Raw genomic sequence first — 11,124 nt, forward strand, 5'->3', positions numbered from 1 at the left:
CGTCAGCGCGATGTCGCGGCGCGCGGCGGCCGCGACCAGGGTCTGCGAGCGCCAGTGCGGCGGCAGGGTCAGCCAGAGGTGATAGGACTTCGGGTTGGTCTGGATCTCGAAATCGGCCAGATGCTTCGCCGCGATCTGTTGGCGACGGCCGGCGTCGATCCGCTTCAGCCGTGACAATTCGGCGGCGGTGCCGTCGGCCATCAGCCGCTGTCCTGCGGCGAAGGCGTAGCCCGACGCGGTCCAGCCGCCCGAGCGCACCGCGGCCATGATGCTCTCGCGCAGCCGCGGCGGCGTGACGATGAAGCCGAGCGCGAGGCCCGGTGCGACCTTCTTCGACAGGCTGTCGAGCACGATGCAGCTGTCCGGCGCGAGGGCGGCCAGCGGCACCTCGTCGTCGAGGAAGCCGTAGACGCCATCCTCGATGACGATGAGCCCGAGCTTCTCCACCACGCGCAACAGCACGGCGCGACGCTCGGCCGGCATCGTGATGCTGAGCGGGTTCTGGATCGTCGGCTGGATGTAGATCGCGGACAGATGCGCCTCGCGGTGCGCCTTCTGCACCGCGTCGGGGCGGACGCCGTGCTCGTCCATCGCGAGCGGCACCAGCGAGATGCCAAGCCGCGCGGCAATGCCCTTGACGAACGGATAGGTCAGCGCCTCGACGCCGCAGCGGCCGCCGGGCGGCACGACGGCGGCGAGCGCGGCGGCGATGCATTGCCGGCCGTTGGCGGTGAACACGATCTGGTCGGGGTTCGGCGCCCAGCTCTTGCGCGCCAGGAATTCCGCGGAGATGGTTCGCGCCGCTCGTGTGCCGAAACTGGTGGTCGGCCGCAGCGCGCCCTCGAGCACCTCGGGGCGCTCCAGCCCTTCGAGGCTCTTGGCGATCATCGTCGCCTGATGCGGCAGCAGCGGATAGTTGAATTCGAGATCGATGCGGGCGCCGCGCGGCTCAGGCGGAGCTACGTTGCCGCGGCGCGCTTCGCCGGACACGAAGGTGCCGCGGCCGACTTCACCGACCACCAGCCCACGCCGCAACAGCTCGGTGTAGACCCGGCTCGCGGTCGAGACGGCGATGTTGCGGTCATAGGCGAAATGGCGTTGCGGCGGCAGGCGGTCGCCCGCCTTCAGCTCACCGCTTGCGATCTCGGCGGCCACCGCATCCGCCAGCTTCAGATATTCGAATCTCGACATTATTGCACCGAGAGCAATGTTTTGCTTGCTCCGAGCAATGTACCGGATCATTGAAGAAGGAACAAGCCCATGATTGTACCGAGGAGTGCGCAAGCAATCCGAGGTGATGAAGGCGCAGGTACCGAAACGGTATTTGCGTCAACGGCATAGCTTTGCCGTCTGGGCATCGAAGGAGATAAGCGATGACGACGATATCCTCACCTGCCGCTGCGCCCGAACGGCCCAGTATCTTGGGCGGATTGCTCCGATTGCTCCGAATTTGCGGCGATGCACTCGCGACCCATTGGGTGCGCCGCGAGGCGATCAAGACGCTGCGCCAGCTCGATGACCGAACGCTGCGCGACATCGGAATCTCGCGCTGCCACATCGAGACCGCCGTCACCGGTGATCTCGATCTCGAGCTGGTGCGGATCCGTTGAGGTGCCGCTGCGGCGCCCGAGCCGGGCGCCGCCAGCACGGCTGGCGCAACGCGCGGCATTGGCCTTTTCCAAGTCGGGATAGTTGTCGATCGATGGCCTTTGCCGAGCTTGCTGCCGGTTGCTGAATTCACCGAAACTACACCAAAGAAGCGGAAGGGCCCCGGTTTGTGATCTGCATCGCTCCAAGGTTGTGGCGCTCTATGCTAGCGTATTGGTCGCGTACGCTAGCGTGGTAGTTGGGGACCGATGGCCGCTCGCAAATTGTCGCAAGGGCAGGCCTCGACCCGGGAAGCGCGTCGCCGCTGGCACGAGGAGCGGTCACTGCGGTGCGCCATCAGGTTGGCCCGCATGGGCTACTGGGAAGCGCAGAGCGCCGCCGCGACCGATTTCTGGATATCTCCCGAGCTCGCTGCCTTCTACGAATTCAAGACCGCCGACGGCTTCGTCCCGATCGCGACGGTGCGCGAGCGCTATCTGCCCGAAAGCCGAAAGCTTCTGGAGGCGCATTACGCGGCCTGCTGGGCGGAGGGCCTGCCCTATGCGGTGCGGACGAGGCTCCGCGGCACCGATGGCAACCTGCTCGACTGCATGGTGCATGGCGAGCCGGAGTTCGACGCGCGCGGTCAGGTCCGGCGCGTGTCCGGCATTGTCCGCGACATCACGGAGGAGACCTCCGCGCTGCGCCGCCTGACGGAGAGCGAGCAACGGCTGGCCGATTTTGTCTCTACCGCCTCGGACTGGTGCTGGGAGAGCGACGCCGCCCACCGGCTGTTGCCCTATCCCAAATCGCTTGCCGGCAATGCGGCCTTCCAGACGGTGGCCTCCGGCGGGAAGGCGCGCTGGGAGCTCGCCTATGCGCCCGAGGACGAGGAGACCATGGCGCGGCACCGGGCCGATATGGAGGCCCATCGCCCTTTTCGTGACTTCACCTATACGCTGATCGGCCAGGACGGATCGCGCGTCAGTATCTGCACCAGCGGCAAGCCGATCTTCGCCGATGACGGCAGCTTTCTCGGCTATCGCGGCACCTCCAGCGACATCACCCAGCTCAGGGCCGCCAAGGCGTTGCTCGACCAGCGCACGCGGGCGCTGGAGGAAGCGCACCGGCTCGGCAAGATCGGCACCTGGAGCTACCGGCTGGACACCGGCCGCACGACCTGGGCGCCCGAGCTCTACCAGCTTCTCGGCTTCGACCCCGACAGGTTCGAGCCGACCGACGCGAGCATGAAGCCCTATTTCCTGGACGGCGACGCCGAGCGCTTCCGCGACGTGCAGAAACGGGTTCTGCGCAGCCGCAGGACCGAGGCCACCGACCTGCGCATCCTGCATGCGGACGGCGCGGCCCGCGATCTGGCTGTCATCTGCAAGGCGGAGGTCGCCCACGACAACGTCATCGGCATCATCGGCACCGTGCAGGACGTCACCGAGCGCAAGGAGGCCGAGCGCCAGCTCGAGCAGCTCGCCTACAGCGATCCCCTGACCAGCCTTGCCAATCGCGCGCTGTTCAAGCGCCAGCTCGCCGCCGTGATCGAGGGCTGCGCGCGGGAAGGTCGCGTCGGCGCGCTGCTGCTGATCGACCTCGATCGCTTCAAGGAGGTCAATGATTCCCTCGGCCATGCCGCCGGCGACGAATTGCTGATCCAGGTTGCGGCTGCGTTGCGACAGGATTTGGGGCCGCGGGCCTTCATCGCCCGGCTCGGCGGCGACGAATTCGCGGTGCTGGCGGAGGGATGCGGCATGTCCGAGGCCGCGCTGACCGGGCTTGCCGATCGGCTCATCGGCAAGCTGTCCGGCCCGGTGAATCTCACCGAGGGCGAGGCTTCCGTCGGCGCCACCATCGGCATCGCCCGCTTGCCGGAGCATGGGGCGACGGCCGAGACCGCCATGCGCAACGCGGATCTGGCGCTGTACATGGCCAAGGAGGCCGGGCGCGGCCGTGCGCGATTGTTCGAGCCGGTCTATGCCCAGGCGGTCGATGAACGGCTCGATCTCGGCCGGCATCTGCGCCGCGCCGTGGAGGCCGGCGCCCTCGAGGCCCATTACCAGCCGCAGGTGGACCTGAGGACCGGCCGCGTCACCGGTTTCGAGGCGCTGCTGCGCTGGACCCATCCCGAGCGCGGGCCGATCTCGCCGGCGGAGTTCATCCCGATTGCTGAAAGCTCCGGGCTCATCGTCGATCTCGGCCTGTGGGTGCTGCGCGAGGCCTGCCGGCAGGGCCGCGCCTGGCTCGACGCCGGGTTGCCGCCGCGCTTCGTCTCGGTCAACGTCTCGCCGGCGCAGATCTGGAACGTGGATTTCGAGACGGCCGTCGCAGCCGTGCTGGCGGAGACCGGCTTTCCGGCGCGCTTGCTTTGCCTGGAGCTGACCGAAAGCCTGTTCGTGGACCATACCGAGCAGCGGATCAGTCGCACGCTGACGGCGCTCTCGGGTCTCGGCGTCCGGCTGGCGCTGGACGATTTCGGCTCGGGCTATTCCTCGCTCGGCTATCTGACGCGCCTGCCGTTCGATTGGCTGAAGGTGGACCGGGCCTTCGTCGATGGCATTTCCACCACGCCGGAGAAGCGCAAACTGCTAGGCGGCATCATCGCTTTGTCGCACGGGCTCGGCATGACTGTGGTGGCGGAGGGAGCCGAATTGTCGGCCGAAGTGGACGTGCTCGGCGGGCTCGACTGCGACCTGGTGCAGGGCTTCGTGTTTTCTCCGCCGATCGCCGCGGACGAGGCGCCGCTGGTGGCCGCTTGCATCGAGCGCGAGGCGTGCCCGATTCAGAAAAAACGGAATCGCCTCTAGGCGAACTCCGCTTTGCAGCATTCTTTTGCTCGTGGCTTTGCCCCGATGATGGCAGCTGACCAATTAGCTATGCCGAGTACTCATCAATCGGAGTTGGGTGAGGGGCGCTTGACGTCCGCTCTCACCCTGAGAGCGGCGAGAAGGCGGACCTCGCCGGAGGTTCGAGAAGGGCCAGACTCGGACGTTCCTGATCCTACACTCTTACACTTCGTCTGCGGCATCCGACGCAAACTGCTACCCGGTCGACCGCCGACTTGAAGGACGACAGCGGATACTCCGCAGTTTATCGACCATCCTGGGCATTTTCCTTGCGCCACTTCCCCGGGCTAATGCCGATGTGCCGCCTGAAGACCCTGGCGAAATGGCTCTGATCCGCGAAGCCGCAATCTACGGCAATTTCCGAAAGCGACGCCTCGCGGCCCGCGAGCATGGTGAGGGCCCTTTCGACACGGCGCTCTTGCAGCCAGCGGTGGGGAGGAACCTGCGCTGATTGCCGAAAGGCCCGCGCAAAATGCGAGACTGTCAATCCGCACTCCTCCGCGAGCCGCTTCAGTGTAACGTCGGAGCTAAGGCTCGCGGACATCAGTTCCTTGGCGCGCCGCTCCTGCCAAGAGGCAAGCCCACCCCTCGCGTGTGCTCGCGTCGCCCCCGGCGCGCCATAGCGCTCGACGACGTGAGAGCCTACCGCATGAAGAATGTGGTCGAGGAACAATCCATTGACGCGATGGTCTCGCTCAAGTGCAAGGAGCAGCGCCGAACCGAGATTGCGGATGATCGCATCGTCGTAGCTCGAGCCGAAGGTATATTGAAGCTCACCATCAAACCGCACGCTGTTTTGCTGCGCTATGTCGATGAGCACCGCTCGGGGTAGGTAGAACGGAAGAATGTTGTACCCTGTCCGATGAAAGCCGCGCGGGTCGCGGCGAAGATCAAACAGCCCCGTCGTGCCGGCGTTGAACGGTTCTGTTTTGACTGAATGACCGTCTTGCCACAGCTCGAGGTCCGGCAAACTCTCGATCATCAGGCAGACGTGATAGGCCTCATCACGGGCGACCGAATGGCTGGGCGCTGACATTGGCGCGTGAGACCTGATCTGGGTCACCGCCAGCACGTCGTGCTTGCGCGTGCGAGTGACGTGGGACCTTGGCTCTCTCTGATGGAAGAGTTCCGCCAGATAGTTTCCATAAGCGCGAAGCCGGTCCACGGCCTCCAGGTTCATACCCATAGCCCAACCTCACTCTTGCCTCTTCCCCTGTAATTTGCTCTTTCGTCGGAAGATCGACAACGGAAACTATCGAAACCCATTGTTTCTGGATTTGCGCCGAGGCCAAATCAAAAGGGGCGTCGGACCGCAGCGAAGGCTGCTGGTTCAAAACGCCAGAACGAGCATGACCTCCTGAGGAATTGAGAGAAACACGTCCCAAACCAAGCATGGTCGTACAAGTAGCTTGGCGCGATGTGACCCTATCCATCGGGCACGTTCGCTGGTGTGGCGCTCGCTGCACGAAAAGCAATTGATGGAGCAAATCACCAATGACGAAGCTACCGATGCCACTCACCGACGATCGGTGGCTCGTGCTGCTGCGCGCAATCGTCTTTATCGGCTTTGGCGTTCTCGCATTCTTTTGGCGTGGTCCTACGCTGGTTACGCTGACCTTGCTGTGGGGAGCCCATGCCCTGATCGACGGGGTTATCGCCCTCTGTGCCGCTGTTAAGGCTTCCGAGGGCGAGACAGGTCCGCGCTTCTGGTTGGGCCTGAGCGGCGTCATGAGCATCCTCACCGCCATCGCGACGTTTTACTGCAGCGGCCAAACAACAATGGTGCTCTTGATGTATGAGCGATTTTGGCCGCGGCCTGTCTCACGTCAACGCGGTGAGGCAACTTGGACAGCATACGCGGCAGCCCTGAAATGGGTGCCGTTGTCGGCACGACAAACCGTCCTGACCAACCAGTTGCTGGCTCTGGTGCATTTAGGTTTCTGAAGCGGAAACCGGTTGGTTGATGTCCGGATTGGGGCCATTTGCGTCGGTTTTGCCGTTGCTTAAATGGGTCCGGATTGCCCTCGACAGCCGACAAGCCGACGACGCTGTATTTCGTCGGGATGGGCCAAGAGCGACCATCCCATTAACCGCAACCATCCGCCCGTGAACCACGGCCCGCGGGAGAGGGTCGGATGCTTCTCGTTGCGGGCCGCAGTTGCGTCGCTGTCCGTGAGGGCATAGCGGCGCCACGTATTGCCCTGAGCTGCTCTCGATGCTTGGCGCTAACTCCGACGGGTCAGACGAACGGGCTATTTCAAATAACCTACATAGTAGATTCCAATCACGTTTTTCGAGGAATCCCGTATCGGCTTGTACCCTGTGATGTAGGGTTTGCCGAGGATGTCTACTTCCCCATAGAACGCTTCGCCTTTCCTGATGGACTCGATGGCTTTGCCTTTCGGATCCAGAACTGTTCCGATCGCTCGCGAGCCATCATCTTTCTTCACGTTGGTGGCGACGCGGATGTACTCGTCACCACTCTTCACGAAGATCGTGGCCGTCCCCTGAGCCTGCTTTACGACGTCATCAACGACCTCGAAATTGTTGTTCATCTTGGTTGAACCAAAATAGATGGCAGGCGCCGCCTTGCCGCCGACAGCCTCTGTCCCTTCGATCTTAGGCGGACCTAGTTTATTCGCCGTCGTCTCCAGGAGCTCCATCGCGGCCTTTACCTTCGCATCCTGGGCCTGACCAACGTCCGGTAGAAACATAATGGCCCCGATGAGGCACGAGATTGCCCAGATGCCGTTTGCAATTTGCTTGAGGTTCATGAGCCTTCCTCCAAATGAAAACGCCTGCATGCGCCAACGGTCGTCTCCGTACTTTCGGCGACGACGCGGAAGATCATGCTGCGGCAGTTTGGGTTTAACGACGCTCGATGACCTTGCACTGATAGGCGTGCCGGTACGCGTCTCGACCAAGTCCGGCATGCTCATGGGCCAGGTCCTTGGATCAATCGAATGTACGTCTCTAGATTTTCGTCAAAGAATACCGCGCGCGGACTATATCCCGCGCGTAGGGCAGCATACCGCTAAATAACGATGCGGCCCACTCCAAATTTGGACAGCACTTCTGCCTGTAAGAAGGTCATTCAGCGAGCCGCCTTGGGCTTGGCCTCGGCATCTATGTCGCAGTTGGGTCCAACAGCCGACATCGGTGGCGAATGCATAAATCTATGTTGGCTTTTGCTATGGTTTTACTTCGACATAGTCGTGCGCGATCACTTATGCAACCATAGGCTAACCCCGCTGCACGCGTGCTAAACCATTGGGCCCGGAGCGGATGTAAAAACTTCGCGTTAACATTCGAGGAATTGATGGAATGAAATTCGCGTTGTGCGCTTTTATAGCTGCGTCCACATATGCCACGGCTGCCGTCGCGGATGCAGCAAACGATAAGCTCTGTATTCTGACCACGTTAAACTTACTTCCAGAGCCATCACGATTACGGGCGATCCAAAGCGTGAGCGCATTGGCTCCGCCAGCCCTATACGAAACGGCCGTACCGGTGATGTCTAGGTTGATAGAAATCAAATTTGAAGGGCCCGGCGATTGGAAGTGGGCTTACATTTGTAAGACCCAGCCTGGCCGACAGCCGGTGGTCAAGTTCATCGGCGCTTATGGTTCCGCTCCATATTGAGATGATGCGCCTGAAACACCTCGGTCGTACGTTAGCCATTTGTCCGCAATGGGGTCAGAAGCTGAAGAACTCGATGTGAGCACAATGCGTCCGCTTTTCGGTGCATAGCGACCAATCGCCGTCGGTCAGCGCCTCATTGAGTCCGACTGCCGAGCCGTGGTTCCAGCGCCTGACCGAAGGGGGCCGAATCATGCGCCACGAACTCTCCGACGATGAATGGACTGCCATTGAGCCGATGCTGCCCCACAAGCCGCGCGGCGTGCCATGAGCGAATGACCGCGTCCTCAACGGCTTCTTTATGTGATTTCGGAATATTGGAAAAATATCCCTGAGTTGCCCGACGTGTCAAGTCGCTTGGTCGAACGCCGGCAGCCGCCGGCTACTTTGCATGGGGTTGTTTTCGATATTTTGGCAGCACCGCCTGCGGCGGCCCCAAAACTCATCCCCTTAGTGCCGCACCACCAGCACCGAGCATTTGGCGTAGCGCACCACGTGTCCGGCATTCGAGCCGAGGAAGTAGGTGCGCATCGCCGGGCGGTGCGAGGTCATCACGATCAGGTCGGCCTTCATGGTCGCGGCCTCTTCGAGGATCTCGTGATAGATGCCGCCCTGGCGGACGACGCCGGAGATGCGCCCAGGCGCGATGCCGGATTCGCGCGCGACGATCGCAAGCGCTTCTTCCGATGTTTCACGCTGCTGGCTGTCGAAATCCGCCGGAACATATTCGGCGAGCATCACCGGCGTCATCGGCAGCACGTTGAGCAGGCGCACCGCGCCGTTCCATGTTTGCGACAATGTTGCAGCGGTTGCGATCGCCGGCTTCGCCAGATCGGTATCGGCGAGGTCGATCGGCACGAGAATGGACTTGTACATCTGCGCCTCCTGTCCGCGATTGGTCTGGAGCCGTTTGGTCCCTGTGCCGGGACGCGCGCCTTCTTTTTCTTCGGATAGCCCGTGGTGTCGACGCGAACCGGTCCCCCTGTCGCGCGATAATCAATATAGCATGGCGGAGCGGCGATGTCCGCCCGCGTCAGCTGCGCGAGGCCTGCTTCAACAGCTTCGGGCTGACGAACAGGACGAGCTTGCCGCGCCGGAAGGAGACATCATTCCAGTCGTCGGTCGCGAAGTCGAAGACGGCGAGCCCCGAGGTCGGCAAATTGTCGCCGAGCGCGCGCTGCGCGGCCTGGTCGCCGCTGCCGGTCAGTGTCAGCGCGAGCTCATGCATCCCGGGGTTATGGCCGATCAGCATCAGCCGCTTCGGATCGGTGACCGAAGCCATCCGGATCGCGGTCAAGAGCTGCGCGGGATCGGCACCGTAGAGTTCCGGCACGATTTCGACTTTCGGCCGCGGTCCGGCGCCCTTCAGCTCGTCGCGCACGATCTCCCAGGTCTGCATGGTGCGGACCGCAGGCGACACCAGTGCCAGGTTGGGCAGGGGCGGCTGGCGGGCGATCCAGCCGCCGATCTCCGCCGCATCGCGGTGGCCGCGCTCATCGAGGCGGCGGTCCTGGTCGTGGCCCGAAGGCGCGTCGTGTTCGGTTTTGGCGTGACGCAGCAGCAGCAAACGGCGCATGGACTTCCATTCTCGATTCGGTCTGGTCGAATTAATTCTACAGGCTCATGCCCTGGACAAGGTGACAAGCGCCGCAGCGGTTCGTAAGAAACGACATGACTGAGACTTCCACAAGTGCGGCAGACGGCCCCGACGAGGCGGCTTCGCCGTTCCGCGACCGTCTGGCGTTCGACCTCGACGTCGATATTTGCGTGGTAGGGGCGGGGCTGGCCGGCCTGACCGTGGCGCGCGAGGCGGCGCGGCTGGGCGCGAGCGTCGCCGTGCTCGAGGGACGCCAGGTCGGCTGGAACGCCTCCGGTCACCATCTCGGCACCGTGATGCCGGGTTTCGGCCTGCCGATAGCAGATGTGATCGAGCGCGTCGGGCTCGATGATGCCCGCGAATTGTGGGCGCTGTCGAAAGAGGGCGCCGACCTTGTCCGCGCCACCGCCACCGAGGATTTGATCCCGGGCATCAAGGCGAGCGACGGCGCGCTCGAAGTCTCCAATGTCGATGTCGGCGAGACGCTGATCAGCCGCCTGCAGACGCTGGGCGAGGATTTTGCGACCGAGGTCGAGGGCTGGCAGGTCGATCGCGTGCGCAGCGTGCTGCGGACCGGCCGCTATTTCCACGGCATCTATTATCCGAAGGCGTTCCAGATCGACGGCCGCAAATATGTGCACGGGCTCGCCGCGCTGGCGATGCGGGCGGGCGTGCGGATCTTCGAGGAGACGCCGGTCGTCAGCATCGATTTTTCCGGCATCCGCAAACGCATCGTGACGCCGACGGCGCGGCTGCGTGCCAATCATATTGTCCTTGCCGGCAATATCCATCTCGGCGCGCCGCTGAAGCGCTTGTCCGACACGCTGCTGCCGGTGTGGCGCTACGCGGCATTGACCGACCCGCTCGGCGAACGGCTGGCGGAGACGATCGCCTTTGCCGGCTCGGTCGTCGACAGTGACGGCATCGACCATTTCCGCGTCGTCGACGGCGATCGTCTGTTGTGGGCCAGTCCCGAAACTACCTGGGACGCGCAGCCAAAGCGGCTTGGTAAGGCGGTGCAGCGCCGCATCGCCACGGTGTTTCCACAACTCGGCAAGGTTCCGATCGCAGACATGTTCGGCGGCGCGGTCGGCGTCACCGTGCATGGCATGCCGCAGATCGGGCAATTGCGCAGAGGCCTGTGGGTGGCGAGCGGCTTCGGCCGGCAGGGGCTCAACACCTCGGCGCTCGCAGGCCAGTTGATTGCGCGCAGCATCCTGTGGGGCGACGACCGCTGGCGGCTGTTTTCGCCGTTCGAGCTGGTCTGGGCGGGGGGCACCACCGGCCGCGTCGCCGGTCATTTCATCGGCCTGTGGGCGAGGGGCGCCTCGTCCGTGGCGGGCGTGCTGGCGCGCCACCGCGAGGGTGCACGTGCGAAGGAGCGCATCCGCGAGGCGCGGCTCGCCGAGGCCAATCTCAAGGCGGGAACCAGGGGTCCGGCGCCCCGCC

9 protein-coding genes are annotated in these 11,124 nt (G+C 63.4%); 4 read left to right on the forward strand and 5 right to left on the reverse strand.

Annotation, left to right across the window (positions count from 1 at the left end; all coding sequences use genetic code 11):
* Positions 1 to 1,191, reverse strand: a 1,191-nt coding sequence (locus H8A95_RS37915; protein ID WP_229187713.1) for an aminotransferase-like domain-containing protein, incomplete at its 3' end; no start/stop codon positions are given.
* 182 nt (positions 1,192 to 1,373) lie between these two features.
* On the opposite strand from H8A95_RS37915, the gene H8A95_RS37920 reads away from it, so the two are divergent.
* Positions 1,374 to 1,610, forward strand: coding sequence for a DUF1127 domain-containing protein (locus H8A95_RS37920; RefSeq protein WP_229187714.1), 237 nt, complete (start codon positions 1,374 to 1,376; stop codon positions 1,608 to 1,610).
* Positions 1,611 to 1,958: 348 nt separating this feature from the next.
* Complete coding sequence (locus tag H8A95_RS37925) at positions 1,959 to 4,400, forward strand: bifunctional diguanylate cyclase/phosphodiesterase (protein WP_229187715.1); 2,442 nt, start codon at positions 1,959 to 1,961, stop codon at positions 4,398 to 4,400.
* Between the two features lie 283 nt (positions 4,401 to 4,683).
* Here the strand turns inward: H8A95_RS37925 and H8A95_RS37930 are convergent, their stop codons facing one another.
* Entirely contained in the window at positions 4,684 to 5,619 is a 936-nt protein-coding gene (locus H8A95_RS37930) for a helix-turn-helix transcriptional regulator (RefSeq protein WP_229187716.1), read from the reverse strand.
* 314 nt (positions 5,620 to 5,933) lie between these two features.
* Between H8A95_RS37930 and H8A95_RS37935 the strand changes: the two genes are divergently transcribed.
* Entirely contained in the window at positions 5,934 to 6,383 is a 450-nt protein-coding gene (locus tag H8A95_RS37935) for an HdeD family acid-resistance protein (RefSeq protein WP_229187717.1), read from the forward strand.
* 308 nt (positions 6,384 to 6,691) lie between these two features.
* Here the strand turns inward: H8A95_RS37935 and H8A95_RS37940 are convergent, their stop codons facing one another.
* The 3 genes from H8A95_RS37940 to H8A95_RS37950 all read right to left on the reverse strand — a co-directional run bounded on the left by H8A95_RS37940 (position 6,692) and on the right by H8A95_RS37950 (position 9,654).
* On the reverse strand, positions 6,692 to 7,378 hold the full coding sequence (locus H8A95_RS37940) for a Cache 3/Cache 2 fusion domain-containing protein (protein ID WP_229187718.1): 687 nt from the start codon (positions 7,376 to 7,378) through the stop codon (positions 6,692 to 6,694).
* Positions 7,379 to 8,528: 1,150 nt separating this feature from the next.
* On the reverse strand, positions 8,529 to 8,954 hold the full coding sequence (locus H8A95_RS37945; protein WP_021077991.1) for a universal stress protein: 426 nt from the start codon (positions 8,952 to 8,954) through the stop codon (positions 8,529 to 8,531).
* 157 nt (positions 8,955 to 9,111) lie between these two features.
* Positions 9,112 to 9,654, reverse strand: coding sequence for a SixA phosphatase family protein (locus H8A95_RS37950; RefSeq protein WP_229187719.1), 543 nt, complete (start codon positions 9,652 to 9,654; stop codon positions 9,112 to 9,114).
* A 95-nt stretch (positions 9,655 to 9,749) separates the two neighbouring features.
* Between H8A95_RS37950 and H8A95_RS37955 the strand changes: the two genes are divergently transcribed.
* Positions 9,750 to 11,124: NAD(P)/FAD-dependent oxidoreductase (locus H8A95_RS37955; protein WP_229187720.1), on the forward strand; the 1,375-nt coding region annotated here is incomplete at its 3' end.

Source organism: Bradyrhizobium oropedii, assembly GCF_020889685.1.
Lineage (GTDB): Bacteria > Pseudomonadota > Alphaproteobacteria > Rhizobiales > Xanthobacteraceae > Bradyrhizobium > Bradyrhizobium oropedii.